This is a genomic window from Roseateles sp. GW823-FHT07B05, from assembly GCF_058794515.1.
This window is the reverse complement of the sequence record NZ_JBXAGX010000008.1, coordinates 1-21736: the sequence shown is the minus strand read 5'-3', so window position 1 is coordinate 21736 and position 21736 is coordinate 1. Positions and strand designations below refer to the sequence as shown.

General features: G+C 70.7%; 15 protein-coding genes. 12 read left to right on the top strand and 3 right to left on the bottom strand.

Annotation, left to right across the window (positions count from 1 at the left end):
• Window positions 1-100 precede the first annotated feature (100 nt).
• From AC1Q7O_RS17550 to AC1Q7O_RS17530, 5 genes are all read left to right on the top strand, one after another.
• A complete protein-coding gene (locus tag AC1Q7O_RS17550) occupies window positions 101-490 on the top strand; it encodes a hypothetical protein (RefSeq protein ID WP_492660715.1) in 390 nt (129 codons plus the stop codon).
• Between the two features lie 18 nt (window positions 491-508).
• On the top strand, window positions 509-1507 hold the full coding sequence (locus AC1Q7O_RS17545) for a TerC family protein (RefSeq protein WP_492660716.1): 999 nt from the start codon (window positions 509-511) through the stop codon (window positions 1505-1507).
• 93 nt (window positions 1508-1600) lie between these two features.
• On the top strand, window positions 1601-4327 hold the full coding sequence (locus AC1Q7O_RS17540; RefSeq protein ID WP_492660730.1) for a S9 family peptidase: 2727 nt from the start codon (window positions 1601-1603) through the stop codon (window positions 4325-4327).
• Between the two features lie 51 nt (window positions 4328-4378).
• Window positions 4379-6757 (top strand): sensor histidine kinase, encoded by a 2379-nt coding sequence (locus tag AC1Q7O_RS17535; RefSeq protein ID WP_492660717.1) that lies wholly within the window; start codon window positions 4379-4381, stop codon window positions 6755-6757.
• Window positions 6758-6826: 69 nt separating this feature from the next.
• On the top strand, window positions 6827-8572 hold the full coding sequence (locus tag AC1Q7O_RS17530; RefSeq protein ID WP_492660718.1) for a sensor domain-containing diguanylate cyclase: 1746 nt from the start codon (window positions 6827-6829) through the stop codon (window positions 8570-8572).
• Window positions 8573-8594: 22 nt separating this feature from the next.
• On the opposite strand, the gene AC1Q7O_RS17525 is transcribed toward AC1Q7O_RS17530, so the two are convergent.
• The gene (locus tag AC1Q7O_RS17525) at window positions 8595-9287 is read right to left on the bottom strand and encodes a response regulator transcription factor (protein ID WP_492660719.1); all 693 of its coding nucleotides are present in this window, start codon (window positions 9285-9287) and stop codon (window positions 8595-8597) included.
• 165 nt (window positions 9288-9452) lie between these two features.
• On the opposite strand from AC1Q7O_RS17525, the gene AC1Q7O_RS17520 reads away from it, so the two are divergent.
• A complete protein-coding gene (locus AC1Q7O_RS17520) occupies window positions 9453-9806 on the top strand; it encodes a hypothetical protein (RefSeq protein WP_492660720.1) in 354 nt (117 codons plus the stop codon).
• A 3-nt stretch (window positions 9807-9809) separates the two neighbouring features.
• Here the strand turns inward: AC1Q7O_RS17520 and AC1Q7O_RS17515 are convergent, their stop codons facing one another.
• Both AC1Q7O_RS17515 and AC1Q7O_RS17510 read right to left on the bottom strand, forming a co-directional pair.
• Window positions 9810-10352, bottom strand: coding sequence for a DUF1415 domain-containing protein (locus tag AC1Q7O_RS17515; protein ID WP_492660721.1), 543 nt, complete (start codon window positions 10350-10352; stop codon window positions 9810-9812).
• A gap of 202 nt (window positions 10353-10554) precedes the next feature.
• Complete coding sequence (locus AC1Q7O_RS17510; protein ID WP_492660722.1) at window positions 10555-11760, bottom strand: M20 aminoacylase family protein; 1206 nt, start codon at window positions 11758-11760, stop codon at window positions 10555-10557.
• Window positions 11761-11807: 47 nt separating this feature from the next.
• Here AC1Q7O_RS17510 and AC1Q7O_RS17505 point away from each other — a divergent pair, with 47 nt between their 5' ends.
• The 6 genes from AC1Q7O_RS17505 to AC1Q7O_RS17480 all read left to right on the top strand — a co-directional run bounded on the left by AC1Q7O_RS17505 (window position 11808) and on the right by AC1Q7O_RS17480 (window position 21663).
• Window positions 11808-12119 carry a hypothetical protein gene (locus AC1Q7O_RS17505; RefSeq protein WP_492660723.1) on the top strand — a complete coding sequence of 104 codons (312 nt, stop codon included), beginning with the start codon at window positions 11808-11810 and terminating at the stop codon, window positions 12117-12119.
• 69 nt (window positions 12120-12188) lie between these two features.
• Window positions 12189-14183: a TonB-dependent receptor gene (locus AC1Q7O_RS17500; protein WP_492660724.1), complete on the top strand. Its 1995-nt coding sequence runs from the start codon at window positions 12189-12191 to the stop codon at window positions 14181-14183.
• A 166-nt stretch (window positions 14184-14349) separates the two neighbouring features.
• On the top strand, window positions 14350-15786 hold the full coding sequence (locus tag AC1Q7O_RS17495; protein WP_492660725.1) for a circularly permuted type 2 ATP-grasp protein: 1437 nt from the start codon (window positions 14350-14352) through the stop codon (window positions 15784-15786).
• Between the two features lie 4 nt (window positions 15787-15790).
• Window positions 15791-16750 (top strand): alpha-E domain-containing protein, encoded by a 960-nt coding sequence (locus AC1Q7O_RS17490; protein ID WP_492660726.1) that lies wholly within the window; start codon window positions 15791-15793, stop codon window positions 16748-16750.
• A 550-nt stretch (window positions 16751-17300) separates the two neighbouring features.
• Entirely contained in the window at window positions 17301-20741 is a 3441-nt protein-coding gene (locus tag AC1Q7O_RS17485; protein ID WP_492660727.1) for a transglutaminase family protein, read from the top strand.
• A 76-nt stretch (window positions 20742-20817) separates the two neighbouring features.
• On the top strand, window positions 20818-21663 hold the full coding sequence (locus AC1Q7O_RS17480) for an alpha/beta fold hydrolase (protein ID WP_492660728.1): 846 nt from the start codon (window positions 20818-20820) through the stop codon (window positions 21661-21663).
• Window positions 21664-21736: the final 73 nt, after the last annotated feature.

The window sequence follows — 21736 nt, the reverse complement described above, 5'->3', positions numbered from 1 at the left end:
GCAACTTCTGTTTTCTCGAAGTCAGGCTGAGCCGGCGGGCAGTTCCTCGGCGGGCGGCCCGCCCACACACTGCGGGCCTCGCATGAATCGGAGTCCCGCCATGATCTTTCTCGCCCTGTGGGCCGTCGTACTGGCCCTGCTGGCCTGCTGGTCCGCCTTCGTCTGGGCGGCCAACACGCTGCTCACGGCGCTGCTCAGCCACGCCGGCCAGATGGGCGCCGGCGACTGGCAACTGCCCGCGTCGCTCGCCGCATGGCTGCCGGGCGCCGTCGCGGACTGGCTGGCGGGCTCGCTGGAGAACCTGGCGCCGCAGCTGCAATCCCTGCTTGGCTGGGTGCCGGCCCTGGCGGGTGGCGTCACGCTGCTGGGCTGGGTGCTGTGGGCGCTGGGCACGGGGTTGCTGCTGGTGCTTGGCGCGCTGAGCCACGTGGGTCTGGCGGCCTGGCAGCGCACGCGCCGTGCGCAGACCGTGCCGCTGGTTTCAGCCTGATCGTTGGGGAGAGTCTTCATGGATGCATTGATATCGCTGCTGAACGCCGACTTCCTCGGCAAGGCGGTCTGGCTGTGGCTGACCTTCCTGGGCGTCGTCGTGACGCTGCTGGCCTTCGACCTGGGCGTGCTGCACCGCGACCAGCATGAGATCGGCGTGCGCGAGAGCCTGCTGCTGTCGGCCGGCTACATCGGCGTGGCGCTGGCCTTCGGTGCCTGGGTGTGGTGGTACCTCGGCGCGCAGAGCGGCATGGACTACTACACCGGCTTCATGATCGAGAAGTCGCTGTCGATGGACAACGTCTTCGTCATCGCGCTGATCTTCGGCTTCTTCGCCATCCCGCGGCAGTACCAGCACCGCGTGCTGTTCTGGGGCATCCTGGGCGTCATCGTGCTGCGCGCGCTGATGATCGGGCTGGGTGCGACGCTGGTGAGCCAGTTCAGCTGGGTGCTCTACCTGTTCGGCGCGTTCCTCGTGATCACGGGCATCAAGATGTGGTTCATGGTGGACCACGAGCCCGACATCGCCAACAACCCGTTGCTGAAGTGGTTGAAGAAGCACATGCGCGTGACGGAGGGCCTGCGCGGCAGCGCCTTCTGGGTGCGCGAGGCCGACCCCAAGACGGGCCGTGTCGAGCGCTTCGCGACGCCGCTGTTGCTGGCGCTGCTGCTGGTGGAGTTCGTGGACCTGATCTTCGCGGTGGACTCGGTGCCGGCGATCTTCGCGATCACGACCGACCCGTTCATCGTCTACACCAGCAACATCTTCGCCATCCTGGGCCTGCGCGCGCTGTACTTCGCGCTGGCGGCCATGATCCACCGCTTCAAGTACCTGAAGTACGCGCTGGCCCTGGTGCTGGTGTTCATCGGCAGCAAGATCTTCCTGGTGGGCTTCATCGGCAAGGTGCCGGCGGTGGTGTCGCTGAGCGTCACCTTCGGCCTGATCGCCGGTGGCGTGGTGGTGTCGATGTGGAAGACGCGCGGTGAGGCGGCCGCGGTGGCGCCTTCAGCCCGCTGACGGGCGTCCGTGCCGAACGGCACGGGGCGACGGTCTCCCTAGAATGCGGCGCCCCCCACCGGGGGCCCCATTCAGGAGACCCCCTTGAAGCCCGTGACCTTCGCTGCCGTGAGCAGCCTGGCGCTTGCGCTGGCCCTGTCAGCCGCCGTGCCGCTGCAGGCGCAGACCGCGCCCGCCGCCGTTCCCACCCTCGAACAGATCTTCCGCGCCGCGCCCTACCGCGGCGAGAACGCCAAGGACGCCACGTTCAGCAAGAGCGGCCGCTACCTGGCCTGGCTGTGGAGCCCGTTCGGCGAGCCTGGCACCGACCTGTGGGTGCACGACACCCGCACCGGCAAGACCACGCGGGTCACGTCGCCCCAGGTCATGGCCGCCTTCGAGGCGCCCGAGGACATGGCGCGCTTCGACAGGAAGCTCAAGCAGCGCGACGACGAGTACGCCGAGCGCCAGGCCCGTGAGCTGGCGCAGCAGGCCTACCTGCGTGGCGACAAGGTCGACATGTCGCAGTGGGAGGCCGCCCAGATCGAGGCGCTGAAGAAGGAACTGGCCGAGAAGAAGGCCAGGGACGACGCGCAGAAGGCGGCCGACAAGGCCGAGGCCGATGCCGAGAAGTACGCCGCCGCGGTGCTGGCCGCCCGGCGCGCCGGCAAGCCGGCCCCCGCGCCGTCGCCCGCTGCCTCGTCGCCCGACAAGAAGGACGACAAGGAGAAGGAGCTCTGGGAACTGCGCGACGAGCTGAAGAAGAAGCTCGCCCGCGACAAGCTCAAGCCGGCCGACCTCTACCCCGGCCCGGCGCAGTTCGTGTGGGCCAACAAGGCCGACGAGCTGGTGTTCCAGTACCGCGGCGGCCTGTACCGCTGGCAGCCCGATGCCAAGGCGCCCCAGCCGCTGGTGGCCACGCAGCGCGAGCTGCGCACCGTGGCCTACACGCCCGACGATGCCGGCTTCATCTACATGGACGAGACCCGCGTGCTGCGCCTGAGCTTCCGCCAGGCCGGCGTGCAGGTGGTCAACCGCGAGCTGATCCACCCCGACGACGAGCAGAAGAAGTACCGCATCGAGCAGACCGGCATCAGCGAGGACGGCCGCTGGATGTCGCTGCTGGCCAAGGCGCCGCTGAAGACCGCGGACGACAAGCCGGCGCCGCCGGGCCGCCAGGTCGAGATCATGAATTACAGCGACCGCTGGGCCACGGCCAAGAAGGTCAGCCGCGAGGTGTCGGACGACAAGCGCACGCAGCCGCCGCTGGCGCTGTACATCCGCCCGGTGCCGGCGGCCGGTGACGCGCCGCGCAAGCAGCCCGCGCCGGTGTTCACGAACGCGGGCGGTGACGTCTGGTTCGAGATGAGCGACGTGGCCTGGGCCAAGGACGGCAGCCGCTACGCGTTCACGACCTGGGAGCGCGAGAAGGAGCTGCTTCGCGTCTACCTGGGCAGTACTTCTTGCCCCTCGCCGGCGAGTACGCCAGCGGCCCCCCGAGGGGGCGCTGCAGGCCTTGGGAACGGCCCGGCGGCCTGCGACGAGACCGCCAAGCCCGAGCTGGTGCTGGAGCGCCGCGGCGACGTGGGCCACGAGGTGGTCAACGTGCTCAAGCCGCGCTTCACGCCGGATGGCAAGACGCTGGTGCTGGCGCTGGACGAAGCCGGCTGGCGCCAGCCCTATGCCATCGACGTGGCGAGCAAGGCGCTGCGGCCGCTGGTGAAGGGCGAGTTCGAAGCCCACCAGGTCATCGGCTTCACGGCCGACAGCAAGGCGCTGTTCGCGCTGGCCAACCAGGGCGACAAGGCGGCGATGAACCTCGTGCGCGTCGACATGGCCAGTGGCGCCGTGCAGGCGCTGGGCGCGGCCGGCGAGTACCACCGCGGCGCCGCCGCGTCGGAAGACGGCCGCTGGGTGGCCGCCAACGCCGGCAACTGGGCGCAGCGCCCCGAGCTCAAGCTGCTGGCCACCGATGGCCGCGCCGCGCCGCGCACGCTGACCGACAGCAGCGACAAGGCCTGGGGCTCGCTGGCCCTGTTGCAGCCCGAGCGCTTCTCGTTCACCAACCGCCATGGCGACCGCATCGAGGCCTACGTGTTCAAGCCTGCCGGCTGGCAGGCCAGCGACAAGCGCCCCGGCATCGTCTACGTGTACGGCGGCCCGCTGAACGACCGCCACATCGTCGAGGTCGACAGCTTCCAGAACACCGCCTACCTGTTCGGCCAGTACATGGCCGCGAAGCACGGTTTCGTCACCGTGGCCGTGGACCCGCGCGGCCACAGCAACTACGGCCGCAAGTTCTCCGATGCCAACTGGGAGCGCCCCGGCGAGCCACAGAGCGAGGACCTGGAAGACCTCGTCAAGCTGCTGCCGACCTACGGCGTGGATCCGGCGCGCGTGGGCCTGAACGGCTGGAGCTTCGGCGGCTTCCAGACGCAGTACACGATGTACACGCGGCCCGACCTGTTCGCCGCCGGCATCGCCGGCGCCGGCCCGACCGAATGGGAGAACTACAACAGCTGGTACAGCGGCCGCACCATCGGCAAGGTGGACCGCAGCAAGCCCAACCTGCGCAAGTTCTCGCTGCTGCCGCTGGCCAGGGGCTTGAAGAAGCCGCTGCTGCTGGTGCACGGCATGCAGGACCCCAACGTGCTGTACCAGGACACGGTCAACGTCTACCGCGAGCTGCTGGACTCGGGCAAGGAGTCGCTGGTGGAGCTTTTCCTGGACCCGGACGGCGCGCACGCGCTGGGCGGCGTCGTCAAGCCCGCCGGCTGGCATCGCAAGTACGAGGCTTTTTGGCTCAGGACACTGGCCCCTCGCCCGGGCGCGCCGCGCTGAACTCGGGCGCGCCCGCGAGGCTGGCGGTTCGCGTGCCCTAAGCTTGCAACCATGTGGACCGCCCCCCCGCCGCCGCCCGACGAAGACCGCCGCCTCGCGCGGCTGGCCGCGCTGTCGGTCATGGACACGGCGCCCGAGCCGCTGTTCGACCACCTGACCGCGCTGGCCGCGCAGATCTGTGGCACGCCGGTGGCCTTGCTGGGGCTGCTGGATGAGCGCCGCCAGTGGTTCAAGGCGGCCGTGGGCTTCGGGCGCCACGAGACGCCGCGCGCGCAGACCTTCTGCGCGCATACGATGCTGGCCGACGGGCTGTTCGAGGTCTGCGACGCGCGGCTGGACGAGCGCTTCGCCAACCATCCGGACGTGCTGTCCGACCCGCCGCTGCGCTTCTATGCCGGCGTGCCGGTACGCCTGGACGACGGCAGCCACCCGGGCACGCTGTGCGTGCTGGACTTCCGCCCGCGCGAGCTGACCGATGAACAGCGCGAGGCGCTGATGCGGCTGGCCGACGCGGCCGCCGAGGCGCTGATGATGCGCGAGCGCGCGCTGGCCGCGGCCGACGCCGATCTGCAGCCCTTCCAGGTGCTGGCGGAGACGGCGCCGCTGGGCATCTTCCGGGCCGACGTGGCCGGCGCCTTCATCTACACCAACCCGGGCTGGCAGCGCATCTACGGCCTGGCCGCGGCCCAGGCGCTGGGTGACGGCTGGGCGGCCGCGCTGCTGCCGCAGGACCGCGACTCCGCGCTGGACCACTGGCGGCGCTGCGTGCAGCGCCGCCAGCCCTTCGAGATGCGCTACTGCGTGCGCGGCGCGGGCGGCGGGCCGCGCCAGGTGTGGGCGCGCGCGCAGCCGCTGCGCATGCCGGACGGCCAGCCGGCCGGCTACGTTGGCATCGCCGAGGACGTGACCGACCGCATCACCGCCGAGCGCGAGCTGCGCGAGAGCAAGGCCTTGCTGGATCGCACCGGCCGCGTCGCCGGCGTGGGCGGCTGGAGCCTGGACCTGCAGACCCGGGAGCTGGTGTGGAGCGACCAGACCTGCCGCATCCATGACCTGCAGCCCGGCCACCGGCCGACGCTGGACGAGGCCGTCGACTACTACAAGCCCGATGCGCGCACCGCCATCGAGGCCGCCGTGCAGCGCGCCATCGCGCACGGCGAGCCCTGGAGCCTGGAGCTGCCGCTGGTGACGGCGGCCGGCCGCGAGATCTGGGTGCTGGCGCAGGGCCAGGTGGACTGGCAGGACGGCGCGCCGGTGCGGCTGGTGGGCGCGCTGCAGGACGTCACCGAGCACCACCGCGCCGCCGTCGAGCTGGAGCACAGCCGGCAGCGGCTGCGCGCGCTGTACGAGGCCACGCCGGCACTGATGCACTCGGTGGACACGGCGGGCCGGCTGCTCAGCGTGTCGGACCGCTGGCTGGAGCGGCTGGGCTATCGGCGCGAGCAGGTCATCGGCCGGCTGCTGGACGACTTCATGACGCCCGACTCCAGCCGGCAGGTGCGCGAGGTCTACCGCCCGGCCGTGTGGCGGGACGGCCATGTTGACGACTGCGCCGTGCAGCTCATCTGCGCCGACGGGCAACTGCGCGACGTGCGCGTGTCGGCGGTGGCCGAGTACGACGCGCGGGGCCGGCCGCTGCGCGCGCTGGCGCTGGTGGACGACATCACCGAGGAGCTGCAGCGCCGCGCCGAGCTGGCGCAGGAGCAGCGCATGCGCCGCCAGACCGAGCGCCATGTGCAGGAGCTGGACCAGCTGCTGCGCGAGCGCTCCGAGATGCTGGACGTGCTGGCCCACGAGGTGCGCCAGCCGCTGAACAACGCCAGCGCCGCGCTGCAGAGTGCCGCCGCCAGCCTGGCCGGCCGCGGCGAGCGCCAGGCGCAGGAGCGGCTGACGCGCGCGCAGGCCGTGCTGGGCCAGGTGCTGGCGGGCGTGGACAACACGCTGGCCGCGGCCAGCCTGCTGGCCGGCGGCGGCCGCATCGCGCGGCTGGACACCGACATCGACACGCTGATCGCCGTCACCATCGCCGACCTGCCGCGCGAGCAGCGCGACCGCATCGCCGTGCACCGCCACACCGCCACGCGCACCGCGCTGATGGACATGAGCCTGATGCGGCTGGCGCTGCGCAACCTGCTGTCCAACGCGCTGAAGTACGCGCCGGGCCCCAGCGCCGTGACGCTGCACGTGATGGACTTCGACGAACCCGCCGCGCTGCAGTTCGAGGTGGCCGACGCCGGCCCCGGCATCCCGCGCGAACTGCTGCCACGGCTGTTCACGCGCGGCGCGCGCGGCGGCGGGCACGAGTCGGCCCACGGGCTGGGCCTGTACATCGTGCGCCGCGTGATGGATTTGCATGGCGGCGGGGCCGAATTGCTGCGCACCGGCCCGCTGGGCACCGTCATGCGGCTAACGTTGCCACAGGCTGGCTGAACGAAAACCACGGATTGGCAGGCCCTAGACTGCCGTGCTACCTGGCTGCGCCGACCTTGCCCACCCGCCATGCCCGACCTCCAGATCGAACCCACCCCACCGCCCCGGCATCTGCCCAGCCTGCGCGGCCAGCTCAGCCTGGTGCTGGGCGGGCTGGCGCTGGCCATCCTGGGGCTGGTGGGCGGCTACCTCGGCAGCGTTGCCACCGACGAGCTCTACACCGCCCAGGCCGCCGCGGTGCGGGCGACGGCGCAGTCCGCTGCCGAGCTGCTGGCCAGCCAGCTGCGCGACCGCGAGCGCGAGATCGAGCTGCTCAGCGTGGCCCCGCACCTGACGGCCGGCGCGCTGGATTCGGCGCTGGTGCGCGACGCGCTGGAGCGTCGCCAGGCGCTGCACGATGAGTTCGCATGGCTGGGCGTGGCCACGCCGGACGGCACCGTGCAGCAGGCCAACGGCGGCATGCTGGTGGGTCGCTCGGTGGCGCAGCGCGAATGGTTCGTCGCCGCGCGTGAGCGCATCTACGTGGGCGACGTGCACGAGGCCAAGCTGCTGGCCACCATGCTGCCGGCGCAGCCCAATGGCGAGCCCACGCGCTTCATCGACTTTGCCGCGCCCATCCGCGACGCCGAGGGTCGGCTGCGCGGCGTCGTCGGCGCGCACGCGCACTGGCGCTGGGTCACCAGCATGGTGGAGAGCGTCACGCGCCGCCAGCAGCCGGGCAGCGGCATCGACGCCCTCATCATCGACCGCCAGGGCCGCGTGCTCTACCCGGAGGCGATGAAGCTGGCCCAGGTCAACGGCGGCGACGTGCTGCCCAAGCTGGCCAATGACCGCTTCGAGGGCGAGCTGGTGTTCGACGGCAAGGCCTACCTCACCAGCGAGGCGCCGCTGCAGGCCCGCACCAACGCCGAGCTGGGCTGGCGCATCGTGGCCCGCCAGCCGATGGAGCAGGCGCTGCGCCCGGTGCGCGACCTGCGCCGTGAGCTTGTGCTGCTGGGCGTGCTGGCCGCCGCGCTGCTGACGCTGGCCGCGCTGCTGCTGGCGCGGCGCATCAGCCGGCCGGTGGAGCAGCTGGCCCGCATCGCCGAGCAGGTCGAGAGCGAGCGCCGCATGCCCGAGTTTCCCGCCCAGCCCGGTGCCCAGGAGCTGGCCAAGCTCAGCACGGCCATGCAGTCCATGGCGCGCTCGCTGCTGTCCACCGAGCGGGAGCTGCAGCGCGCCAACGCGACGCTGGAGGCCCAGGTGCAGCAGCGCACCGCCGAGCTGCAGGCCGCCAACGCCGCGCTGGAGCACCTGGCCACGCGCGACCCGCTGACCGGTCTGCACAACCGCCGCAGCCTGGATGCCCGCCTCGCCGAGGCCCAGGCGCTGGACCGCCGCTACGGCCAGAACGGCCGCGTGCACGGCCTGCTGCTGATCGACGCCGACCACTTCAAGCGCGTCAACGACCAGTTCGGCCACCCGGCCGGCGACGCGGTGCTGCGCCAGCTCGCCACCATGCTGCAGGCCTCGGTACGGGTCACCGACGTCGTGGCGCGCTTCGGCGGCGAGGAGTTCGCCGTGCTGCTGCCCGAGCTGGCCGGCCCGCTGGAGGCCGTCATGGCGGCGGAGAAGATCCGCGGCGCCGTCGAGGCGGCGGTGTTCCCGGAGGTGGGCCGCCTGACGGTCAGCATCGGCGTGAGCCTGGCCTCACCCGATGATCCGGACGCGGGCCCGCTGATCGACCGCGCCGATGCCGCGCTGTACGACGCCAAGCGCGGCGGCCGCAACGCGGTGGTGCTGAACGATGCCGGTCGCCCTGCCTCGCCCGGCTGATGGCCGCCGAGCGGGCCGGCCGTCAGATCAGCTGCAGCGGCGCGCGGAACACATAGCCCACGCGCGACTTGCTCTGCAGCGGCACCAGCGTCGGCGTGGCGCGCTCGATGCGGCGGCGCAGCCGGTAGATGGTGGCCGACAGGCCATCGTCGGCCTCGCCGTCGGGCACTTCGCGGCCCAGCTTGTTCAGCAGCGCCTCGCGCGTGACGGGCTCGCCGTTGGCCGCGGCGAAGCATTCCAGAAGCTGGCGGTCCGCCTCGCTGAGCTGGATGCGCGTGCCGTCGGGCACGACGAGTTCGCCGCTGGCCCGGTCCAGCTTCCAGACAGCGTCGGCCGCCGTGGGCTTGGCGACGCGGCGCTGCACGGCGGCGATGGCCAGCGACACCTGCTCGAACTGCACGGGCTTGACGAGGTACATGTCGGCGCCGGCCGTGATGACCTCGCGGAACACCTCGGGGCCGAGCCGCCCGGAGACGACGACGACGCCCGCGTCGGTGCGGCGGCGCAGGATCTTGATGAGCTCCACGCCGTTGACGCCCGGCAGCATCAGGTCGACGAGGTAGAAGTCGAACGAGAACGCGTCGGGTGCGGCCAGCAGCGCGTTGCTGTCGTCGAAGCGGCTGACCGCGATGCCCTGCTGCTCCTGGAGGTACTGCGCGAGGAACTCCGAGTACTCGGCATCGTCATCGATCAGGGCGAGGGTCTTGGGTTGCATGGCAGCTGCGGGCGCGGGAAGCAACCGGCGAGTTTGCCGCATGACGGAGGCGTCAGGGCTCATCCAAATGGCCACAGCGTGCCGATTTGCGCAGTCTGCGGGGCGATAAATGATTGACGCGAACGCCGCGGCATGAGAAATCTCGGGGCAAGGAGACAACAAGCCATGGACGAGGCCACGCAGGACGAGGGCGATGATGGGCTGGGCTGGCTACTGCCCGGGCACAGGGCAGCACCGGCCGACGCGCTCAAGCGCATCCAGGCGCTGTGCGCCGCCTGGTCGGACCTGCATGCCGCGATGCTGGTGGTGCTGGCCACGCACCAGGAGCTGCCGCGCGACATGCTGGCGGTGGCCATCAAGCAGTTCCGGCCCGACCTGGCCGCCTACACCGCCGAGGACGTCGTCAGCCTGCTGACGGCGGTCTGGAACGGCGGCAGGAGCGGCTTCGATGCGGTGCTTCGCACACGGGCCAACTCGCCCAGGAAGGGCGCGGGCGCTTTTTCCTGGGTGAAGGAGTAGCGGCTACTTCTTCAGCCCCAGCGCGGCCCAGCCGTCGTGGCCCAGCCGCTCCAGCGTGTCCAGGTTGCCCTCGAAGATGGCGGCGGTGTCCGGCATGGACTCCACGGCGCGGGTGATGCTGTCCTCGCGCAGCAGGTGCAGCGTGGGGTAGGGCGAGCGGTTGCTGTAGTTGGCGATGTCGTCGGGCTCGCTGCCGTCGAACTGGTAGGCGGGGTGGAAGTCGGCGATCTGCAGGATGCCGTCCAGCTTCAGCTCGTCCACCAGCGCGTCGGCCGCATCCAGGAAGTCGTTGAAGTCCAGGAAATCGGTCAGCACCTGCGGATGGATGAGCAGCGTCGTGTCCACCTCGTCGGGGTCGGCGCGGTTCAGCGCCAGCAGCTCGCGGGCCAGGTCCTTCAGCAGCGCCTCGGGCTCGGTGGCGTCGCTGACGACGTAGCGGATGCGCTCGTTGACGTGCACCGCCTTCGCGAACGGACACAGGTTCAGGCCGATGACGGCCTTGACGACCCAGTCGCGGGTGTCGGTGATGACTTGATCGTGGTTCATTCGGTGGTCCTTGTGATTTCGGGCCGAGCGCCGGGCCGCCCCAAGCCGGCCCGGCTGGCGATGTGCTCGCGGCTCGACGCCGCGAGCATCGCCCTCCCCTCGGGGGCTGAGCCCGGACACGGTGCGCCCAGTGGGCGCGCTGTGCCTGGCGAAGCGCTGCGGCTCATGCCGCAGCGCGGTCCCAGGCCGGGCTTGCCCGCGTTCAGCGGGGCTCGACCGGACGAGGGGCCAACCATTCTTCGGCGAGTCTGACCCACATCGAGCCGCCGAGGGGAATGAGGTCGTCGTTGAAGTCGTAGCTCGGGTTGTGCAGCGTGCACGGCCCCAGGCCGTGGCCGCCGGTGCGGTGGTCGCCGTCGCCGTTGCCGATGAGGAAGTAGCAGCCGGGCTTGTCCAGCAGGTAGTAGCTGAAGTCCTCGGCGCCCATGGTGGGCTCGAAGTCCTGCACGTTGTCGGGGCCCACCATGTCGGTCAGCACGCGGCGCACGAACTCGGTCTCGGCGGGGTGGTTGATCGTCGGCGGGTAGTTGCGGCGGAACTCGAACTCGGCCGTCAGCTCGAACGCGCCGGCCAGTTGTTCCGTCATGTCCTTCATGCGGCGCTCCAGCAGGTCCAGCAGCTCCAGCGTGAAGGTGCGCACCGTGCCTTCCATGACGACCGAGTCCGGCACGACGTTGGTGGCCTCGCCGGCGTGGATCATGGTCACGGAGATGACGCCGGGGTCGATGGGCCGCTTGTTGCGGCTGATGATGGTCTGGAAGGCCGACACCAGCTGGCAGGCCGCCGGCACCGGGTCCACACCCAGGTGCGGCATGGCCGCGTGCGAGCCCTTGCCGCGCAGCGTGATCTTGAACTCGTTGCTGCTGGCGAACACCGGGCCGGACTTCAGCGCGAACTGGCCGGCCTTCATGCCGGGCCAGTTGTGCGCGCCGAACATGGCCTCCATCGGGAACTTCTCGAACAGGCCGTCCTTGATCATCTCGCGCGCGCCGCCGCCGCCTTCCTCGGCGGGCTGGAAGACGAGGTAGACCGTGCCGTCGAAGTTGCGGTTCGTCGCCAGGTGCTTGGCGGCGGCCAGCAGCATGGCGGTGTGGCCGTCGTGGCCGCAGGCGTGCATGCGGCCCAGGTACGAGCTGGCGTGCGGGAACTGGTTGCGCTCCGTCATCGGCAGCGCGTCGATGTCGGCGCGCAGGCCCACGGCGCGGTCCGACGTGCCGTTCTTGACGATGCCGACGACGCCGGTTTTCCCCAGGCCGCGGTGTACGGGGATGCCCCAGTCGGTCAGCGCCTTCGCGATGACGTCGGCGGTGCGCTCCTCGTGGAAGCAGAGTTCCGGGTGCTTGTGCAGGTCGCGGCGGATGGCCGTGATCTCGGGCGCGTCGGCCAGGATGTTGTCGATGAGCTTCATGGGCGTGACTTCAGGCCTTGTAAGGGGGCGAGTTTAGGATTGCGGCCGTGAACATGCGCCGCTTTGCACGTGGCTGGCTCCTTTGGCTGGCCCTGATCCTGCCCATCGCCCAGGCGATGGCGGATGTGCACGCGCTGTCGCACGTGGGCGACCGGCAGGACGACGGTGTCGTCCACGTGGTCGATTGCGACCTGTGCCTGACCGCTGCCCACCTGGCCGGTGGGGCGCCGGCTGCCGAGCTGCCGCCGCTGCCTATCGGCACCGCGGTCGATGCGGCCATCACGGCACGGCCCACGCCGGCCGTGCAGCGTGACGCAGCCTGGCGCCCGCCGGTCCGCGCACCGCCCGCTTCCGCCTGAACCCCAAGCCTTCCCGCGCCCGATGTTTCGGGCGTGGGTGTTTGCGTTTTCTCGTGGAAGTACCCTCTCATGCGTTCCTTTGCACTGGCGCCCGTGGCGGCCGCCTGCCTGTCCGTTTCTTTCGTTTCCGTCGTTCATGCCGAGCCGGCTGAGTCCCTCGACAAGGTCGTCGTCACCGGCAACCCGCTGAAGAGCCAGGTGCTGGCCCAGCCCAGCGATTCGCTGTCCGGCGACCAGCTCGTGCTGACCCGGGCTGCCAACCTCGGCGACACGCTGCAGGGCCTGCCCGGCGTGGCCGCCACCAACTTCGGCCCCAACGCCAGCCGGCCCAGCATCCGCGGGCTGGACGGCGACCGCGTGCGCATCCTGAACAACTCGGGCGCGTCGGTGGATGCGTCCAACCTCAGCTTCGACCACGGCGTGGCCATCGACCCGCTGGTCATCGACAAGGTCGAGGTGCTGCGCGGTGCCGCGGCGCTGCTGTACGGCGGCAACGCGGTGGGCGGCGTCGTCAACACGCTGGACAACCGCATCCCGCGCAGCTTCACGCCGGGCCTGAGCGGTGCGGCCGAGGTGCGGCTGGGCGGCGCCAGCAACGACAAGAGCGGCGCCGTCGTGCTGGACGGCGGCAGCGGCTCGGCCCAGTCGGGCTTTGGCTGGCACGTGGATCTGGCCGGCCGCGACGCCGGCGACCAGCGCACGCCGCGCTTCAGCAGCCCCACCGACGACGGCGCCGAGAGCCGCACCAGCGTGCGCAACTCCGCCGCGCGCAGCCATGGCGGCGCGGTGGGCGGCTCGGTGTTCTTCCAGGGCGGCTATGCCGGCGTGTCGGTGGACGACTTCCACACCGACTACGGCACCACGGCCGAGGCCGACGTGACCATCCGCATGCAGCGCCAGCGCCTGGCCACGGCCGGCGAGTGGGCCACCGCCGACGGGCCGGTGCGCCGCGTCAGCTGGCAGCTCAGCCGCAACCGCTACGAGCACGTGGAGATGGAGGGCGCCGACGTCGGCACGACCTTCAAGAGCACCGGCACGGACGGCCGGCTGGAGGTGGAGCATGCGGCGCTCGGCCCGGTGAAGGGCCTCGTCGGCCTGCAGACCGAGTCGCTGGACTTCTCGGCGCTGGGCGAGGAGGCCTTCGTGCCCAGCACGCGCACGCGCAGCACCGGCGTGTTCCTGCTGGAGCAGGCGCGGCTGGCCGGCGTGGACTGGTCGGCCGGGGCGCGCACCGAGCGCGTGACGGTGGACTCGGACGGCGGCGACCGCTTCGGCGCGCCGGTGTCCCGGCGTTTCCGCCCGCTGAGCCTGGCGCTGGGCGGCGTGCTGCCGCTGGACAGCGCCTGGAGCCTGAGCGCCAACCTGAACCGCACGCAGCGCGCGCCGGCCTACTACGAGCTGTTCGCCAATGGCCTGCACGTGGCCAGCGCGGCGTTCGAACGCGGCGACGCCGGGCTGGGCCTGGAGAAGTCCAAGGGCCTGGACGTGGGCCTGAAGTGGGAGGGCGACGGCAGCCATGTGCACGTGAACGTCTACGAGACGCGCTTCTCGAACTACATCGCGCTGCAGGCCACCGGCGAGACTGCGGACAACGACGGCGAGGCCGTGCCGGTCTACGCCTTCCAGGCCGTGCCGGCACGGCTGCGCGGCGTGGAGCTGGAGGGCCGCTGGCAGGCTCACCCGGCCGTCGCGGTGCTGGCCCAGCTGGATGCCGTGCGCGGCGACAACCGCACGACGGGCGAGCCGCTGCCGCGGCTGGCGCCGCTGCGCGCGATGCTGGGGCTGGAGGGCAAGTGGGGCGACTGGTCCGGCAAGGTCGAGTGGCGCGGCGCGGCGCGGCAGACACGCGTGGCGCAGTTCGACACCGCCACGGCCGGCTACGGCACCGTGCGGCTCAGCCTGGCCCGCCAGCTGCGCTGGGACGGCGTGGACGCGCTCTGGTACCTGAAGCTGGACAACCTGGGCAACAAGCTGGCCTACAACGCCACCGCGGTGCCCACGATCCGCGAGCTGGCGCCGCAGCCGGGCCGCTCCGCCAGCACCGGTCTGCAGATCCGCTTCTGACCGCTGCGGTGCGCCCGGGGCGACCCGGGCGGGCCATGACGGGTTAACTCTGGTGCCTCGGTGCCGTGGCTTCGGGCACCCTGCACCGAGGCAGTGCACGGGTGCACCAGAAGCCGCCCACCCGGGTGGCGCGGAATTTGCGTCGGTGCCTGCGAGAGGAGCAACGATGCAGACCGCCTTCGATGAAATGAAAGCCGCGGGGGGCAACGCCACCCGCGCCCACTACGAGGCCTACGCCCGCTGGCTGGCCGAGCAGCCCGAGTCGCTGATGCGCGAACGGCGCGAACAGGCGGAGCTGATCTTCCGCCGCGTGGGCATCACCTTTGCGGTCTACGGGGACAAGGACTCGGGCGAAGGCACCGAGCGGCTGATCCCGTTCGACCTGATCCCGCGGGTCATCCCGGCGTCCGAGTGGACGTCCATGCAGGCCGGCCTGGCGCAGCGCGTGACGGCGCTGAACCGCTTCATCCACGACGTCTATCACGACCAGGAGATCCTGAAGGCCGGCATCGTGCCCGCCGACGAGATCCTGAACAACGCCCAGTTCCGCAAGGAGATGATGGGCGTGGACGTGCCGGGCAATGTCTACAGCCACATCGCCGGTGTCGACATCGTGCGCGCCGGCAATGCCGACGGCAGCGGCGACTACTACGTGCTGGAGGACAACCTGCGCGTGCCCAGCGGCGTGAGCTACATGCTGGAGAACCGCAAGATGATGATGCGGCTCTTCCCGGAGCTGTTCGTCAACCACCGCATCGCGCCGGTGGCGCATTACCCCGACCTGCTGCTGGACACGCTGCGCAGCGTGGCGCCGTCCGGCGTGTCGGACCCGACGGTCGTCGTGCTGACGCCAGGCATGTACAACTCGGCCTACTTCGAGCACGCCTTCCTGGCCCAGCAGATGGGCGTGGAGCTGGTGGAAGGGCAGGACCTGTTCGTCGACGGCGGCTTCGTCTACATGCGCACGACGCGTGGCCCCAAGCGCGTGGACGTCATCTACCGCCGGCTGGACGACGACTTCCTCGACCCGCAGGTGTTCCGCGCCGATTCGCAGCTGGGCTGCGCCGGCCTGGTGGACGCCTACAAGGCCGGCAAGGTGACGCTGTCCAACGCCATCGGCACGGGCATCGCGGACGACAAGTCGATCTACCCCTACGTGCCGAAGATGGTGGAGTTCTACCTCGGCGAGAAGCCCGTCCTGCAGAACGTGCCCACCTATGTGTGCCGCGAGAAGGACGACCTGGCTTACACGCTGGCGCATCTGTCCGAGCTGGTGGTGAAGGAGGTGCACGGCGCGGGCGGCTACGGCATGCTCGTCGGCCCGGCCGCGACGAAGGCCGAGATCGAGGCCTTCCGCGAGCGGCTGGTCGCCAACCCGGGCAACTACATCGCACAGCCGACGCTGTCGCTGTCCACCTGCCCGACCTTCGTCGAATCGGGCATCGCGCCCCGTCACATTGATCTGCGACCCTTCGTGCTGTCGGGGTCCAGCGTGCGCATGGTGCCGGGCGGGCTCACGCGCGTGGCGTTGAAGGAAGGTTCTCTCGTGGTCAACAGCAGCCAGGGCGGCGGGACCAAGGACACCTGGGTGCTGGAGGACTGATCACATGCTTTCAAGAACTGCTGACCATCTGTTCTGGCTGAGCCGCTACATCGAGCGCGCTGAGAACACCGCGCGCATGCTGGACATCGCCTACCAGACCTCGCTGCAGCCGCAGTCGGTCGACGAATCCGAGCAGACCTGGCGCAGCCTGGTGTCCATCTCCGAGCTGAACGGCCTGTACGGCGCCCGGTACTCGACGATCAACGCGCGCAACGTCATGGAGTTCATGGTGGCCGACGAGAGCAACCTCTCGTCCATCTTCAACTGCCTGCGCGCGGCGCGCGAGAACGCGCGGGCCGTGCGCGGCGCGTTGACGACCGAGGTCTGGGAGACGATGAACCAGACCTGGCTGGAGTTCCGCCGGCTGCTGCGCGAAGGCGCGCTGGCGCGCGACCCGTCGCAGCTGTTCGAGTGGGTCAAGTACCGCTCGCACCTGTCGCGCGGCGTGACGGTGGGCACCATGCTGCAGGACGAGGCCTTCCACTTCATCCGCATCGGCTCCTTCCTGGAGCGGGCCGACAACACGGCGCGGTTGCTGGACGTGAAGTTCTATCGCCAGGAGCAGGCGCAGGGCGAGCCGGAAGCCTCCAGCCATGATGCGGCGCGCGACTTCTACTACTGGTCGGCTGTGCTGCGCTCGGTGTCGGGCTTCGAGATCTACCGCAAGGTCTACAGCAACGTCATCCAGCCCGACAAGGTGGCGGAGCTGTTGATCCTGCGGCCCGACATGCCGCGCTCGCTGTCGCACTGCGTGACGCGCATGCTGGCCAACCTGAAGCGCGTAGCCAACGCGCAGTCGTCCGAGACGCTGCGGCGCGTGGGGCGGCTGGAGGCGGAGCTGAGCTTCGGCCGCATCGACGAGATCCTGGCGGAGGGCATGCATCCCTTCCTCGATGGGTTCCTGGCCGAGGTGGCAGACCTGGGGTCGCGGATCAGTCGGGACTTTCTGGTTCCGTCGACCTGAGGGCGTTGCCGGTGACCAGTCTTTCGGTTGTTCTTTCGGAGGGTTGGTTGTCGCATAGGCCCGTGCCGGGAGTTCGCCCCGGCGGGCGACCTACTTTCTTGTGCGGACAAGAAAGTAGGCAAAGAAACCGCCCCTGCAAAACCGGCCCTGCGGGCTGCCTTGCGATGCTCGGAACCCAGGGCCGCGGCGAACTCGCGCCGCTACGCTCTGCTCAAACAGGCGCCGCGAGTCAGTTCTTGAAGTGCGCTTCGCGCACGCCCTGGGTTCCTGCGCTTCTCAGCGGTTTTGAAGGGGAGCCCCAAAACAGCCAACCCCAACAGCCAACAGCCAAACCCGCCAGCCGGCTGGCGCCGGCTGTTTCGTATGGCCCCTTTAGTACCGCAGGGGACCCGCAGCTTTGCTGCGGGCGGTGCGGTCGGGGCGAGCTTTTTGCCTACTTTTTGGCGGCCCAAAAAGTAGGTCGCCCGCCGGGGCGAAATCCCGGCACGGGCGTCGCCATCAAACGAATCTTGGAATGAGCATCCGCCCACCGGCGCGATGAGAGAAACCCATGAGCATCCACGTCGCCCTCAAACACGTCACCCGCTACAAATACGACCGCCCCGTGCAGCTCGGCCCGCAGGTCATCCGCCTGCGCCCCGCGCCGCACTGCCGCACGCCCATCCTCAGCTACTCGCTGCGCGTCGAGCCCGCCAAGCACTTCATCAACTGGCAGCAGGACCCGTTCGCCAACTACCTGGCCCGCCTCGTCTTCCCCGAGAAGACCACCGAGTTCACCGTCACGGTGGACCTGGTCGCCGAGATGGCGGTCTACAACCCGTTCGACTTCTTCCTGGAGCCGCACGCACAGACCGTTCCCTTCAAGTACGACGAGGCCCAGCAGATCGAGCTGGCGCCTTACCTGCAGGCCGCGCCGCTCACGCCGCTGCTGGCGGCCTATCTGCAGGACATCCCGCGCGCCGAGCGCACCACCATCGACTTCCTCGTCGACCTGAACCAGCGCGTGCAGCGCAGCGTTTCCTACCTGATCCGCTTGGAGCCCGGCGTGCAGACGCCCGAGGAGACGCTGAAGAAGGCGTCCGGCTCCTGCCGCGATTCGGGCTGGCTGCTCGTCGAACTGCTGCGCCACCTCGGCCTGGCGGCGCGCTTCGTGTCGGGCTACCTGATCCAGCTCGCGCCCGACGAGAAGGCGCTGGACGGACCCAGCGGCACCGAGGTGGACTTCACCGACCTGCACGCCTGGTGCGAGGTCTACCTGCCCGGCGCCGGCTGGATCGGCCTGGACCCGACGTCGGGCCTGCTGGCCGGCGAGGGCCACATCCCGCTCGCGGCTACGCCCACGCCCGGCAGCGCGGCGCCCATCAGCGGCGCTGTGGACGAAAGCGAGGTCGAGTTTGGCCACGAGATGGGCATCGCGCGCATCTACGAGTCGCCGCGCGTGACCAAGCCCTATACCGACGCGCAATGGGCCGAGGTGCTCAAGCTCGGTGAACAGGTGGACCGCGACCTCGCCGCCGGCGACGTGCGCCTGACGATGGGCGGCGAGCCCACCTTCGTCGCCGTCGAGGACCGCGACGCGCCCGAATGGAACACCGAGGCGCTGGGCCCCACCAAGCGGCTGTACGCACAGCAGCTCACGCACCGGCTGCGCGACGAGTACGGCCAGGGCGGCTTCCTGCATTTCGGCCAGGGCAAGTGGTACCCCGGCGAGCAGTTGCCGCGCTGGGCGCTGTCCATCTACTGGCGCGCCGACGGCCAGCCCTGCTGGCGCAACCCCGACTGGTTCGCCGACGAGCGCGAGGGCCATGCCTACACCAGCGAGCACGCCCAAGGCTTCATGGCCGCGCTGACCGCACGGCTGGGCCTGCCCGACACGCATGTGCAGCCGGCCCATGAGGACACCTGGTACTACCTGTGGCGCGAGCGCCGCCTGCCGGTCAACGTGGACCCGTTCGACGCGCGGCTGGACGACGAGATGGAGCGCGCGCGCCTGCGCCGCGTGTTCGAGCAGGGCCTGTCCAGCGTCGTCGGCTACGTTCTGCCCCTGCGCCACGCGGGCGACGCGCCGGGCCTGGCCGGCGAGCGCTGGCAGACCGGCCCCTGGTTCTTCCGCGACGAGCGGCTGTACCTGCACCCGGGCGACTCGCCGATGGGCTGGCGGCTGCCGCTGGATTCGCTGCCCTGGGTGGGCAAGAGCGACTTCCCCTACCTGATCGAGCAGGACCCGTTCGCGCCGCGCGGCATGCTGCCGGCGCCGGCCGCGCTGCGCGCGCAGGTGCAGGGCGTCACGTCCACCGGGCCCGCCCAGGGGCTGCGGCGCGACACCGGCGCGGCCGTCGGCCAGGGCTTCGCGCCGGGCGATTCGCCGTGGCCGCCGTCGGCCGATGCCAGCGCACCGGTGCGCTTCGAGAGCGCGCACTGGATCACGCGCACCGCGCTGTGCGTGGAGGCACGCGACCCCCGGCGGGCCAGCGGCCCTGCGGCTGAAAGCCGGGGCAGCGCCAGCGGCGTGCTGTACGTCTTCATGCCGCCGCTGGAGAAGCTGGAGCATTACCTGGAGCTGCTCGCGGCCGTCGAGGCGACCTGCGAGGACACCGGCTGCAAGATCGTGCTGGAGGGCTACCCGCCGCCGCGCGACCCGCGACTGAAGCTGCTGGCCGTCACGCCCGACCCCGGCGTCATCGAGGTCAACATCCACCCCGCGCACAACTGGTGCGAGCTGGTGCAGCACACCGAGTTCCTGTACGAGGCCGCGCGGCAGACCCGCCTGTCCAGCGAGAAGTTCATGATGGACGGCCGCCACAGCGGCACCGGCGGCGGCAACCACTTCGTGCTCGGCGGCGCCACGCCGGCGGACTCGCCCTTCCTGCGCCGGCCGTCGCTGCTGGCATCGCTGCTGGCCTACTGGCACAACCACCCGTCGCTCAGCTACCTGTTCAGCGGCCTGTTCATCGGCCCGACCAGCCAGGCGCCGCGCGTGGACGAGGCGCGCAACGACCAGCTGCGCGAGCTGGAGATCGCGCTCGCCGAGATCCACAAGCTGGCCGATCGCCACGGCGAGGATGTGCCGCCCTGGCTCATCGACCGCACGCTGCGCAACGTGCTGGTGGACGTGACCGGCAACACGCACCGCAGCGAGTTCTGCATCGACAAGCTGTACTCGCCCGACTCGTCGACCGGCCGGCTTGGCCTGCTGGAGCTGCGCGCCTTCGAGATGCCGCCGCATGCGCGCATGAGCATCGTGCAGCAACTGCTGCTGCGCGCGCTGGTGGCGCGGTTCTGGAAGACGCCGTACCGCGCACCGCTGGTGCGCTGGGGCACCGAGCTGCACGACCGCTGGCTGTTGCCGCACTTCGTGCGCGACGATTTCGCCGACGTCATGCAGGACATGCAGGACGCCGGCTACGCGCTGGATGCGGCCTGGTTCGCGCCGCACGTCGAGTTCCGCTTCCCCAAGGTCGGCGAGTTCGCCGCGCGCGGTGTGCACGTGACGCTGCGCGGCGCGCTGGAACCCTGGCACGTGATGGGCGAGGAAGGCTCGGCCGGCGGCACCGTGCGCTACGTGGACGCGTCGATGGAGCGGCTGGAGGTGCACGTCAGCGGCCTGGTGGACCCGCGCCACCGCCTCACCGTCAACGGCCAGCCGCTGCCGCTGCAGCCCACCGGCCGCGTCGGCGAGTTCGTGGCCGGCGTGCGCTACCGCGCCTGGCTGCCGTCGTCGGCGCTGCACCCCACCATCGGCATCCATGCGCCGCTGACGCTGGACCTCGTCGACACCTGGCAGCAGAAGTCGCTCGGCGGCTGCCGCTACTACGTCGCCCACCCGGGCGGCCGCAACTACGCGACGCTGCCCGTCAACGCCTACGAGGCCGAGAGCCGGCGCCTGGCGCGCTTCACGTCGCACGGGCACACGCCGGGGCGCGTCGAGGTGGGTGAGCCGCAGCGCAGCCTGGAGTTCCCGTTCACGCTGGACCTGCGCAAAGTATCCTGACGCGCTGCCAACCCGCCACGACCGCTCTTCCGCCGCCGCGCCGCCTGGCCGCGCGCGGTGGCCGGGCGCTTCCGCCATGCATATCGAGATCCAACCCGGCGTCCGCCTGTTCGTCGACATCGAAGGCCTGGGCCATGTGCCCGCGGGCCGCGCGCTGAAGGAGCGGCCGACGCTGCTGCTCATCCACGGCGGCCCTGGCTTCGACCACACCGGCTTCCGGCCCTTCTTCAGCCGCTTCACGGACGTCTGCCAGGTCGTCTACTTCGACCAGCGCGGCCACGGCCGCAGCAGCCCGCGGCCGCTGGACGAGATGCGGCTGGACGTCTTCGCCGACGACGTCGTGCGGCTGTGCGACGCACTGGGCATCGAGAAGCCCCTCGTGCTGGGCCAGAGCTTCGGCGGCTTCGTCGCGCAGCGGTATCTCGCGCGCCACCCGGCACACCCCGCCAAGGTCGTGCTGTCCAGCACGTCACACCACTTCGGCCTGGCACGCAAGATCGAGCGCTTCGGCGCCCTGGGCGGCCCCGACGCCGCGCAGGCCACGCGCGACTTCTGGGAGCGCCCCGGCCCCGACACCTGGGCCGCCTACGAGCAGCACTGCCGCCACCTCTACAACACCCGCCCCAAGCCGGCCGACGCCGGTGGCTGGATGGTGTTCAAGCCCGAGATCCTGTTCGAGCACACGCGCACCGAACTGCCCGGCATGGACCTGCGCCCCGGCCTGGCCGGCGTGCAGTGCCCGGTGCTGGTGATGGCCGGCGAGGCCGACCCCGTCACGCCGCCCGAGGATGCGGCCGAGATCGCCGCCGCCATCCCGCCACAGTGGCTGGCCGGCTTCGAGCGCTTCCCCGGCGTGGGCCACGGCGCCTGGCGCGACGACCCGGCCGCCGCCGAGCGCGTGCTGCGCCGCTTCCTCGCCTAGCTGTTGAGTTCCAGTAGGTTGTTCATGGCCGGGATGCGGCTCATGGGTGGCTGGCGGTTGAGTGCGGAGTGTG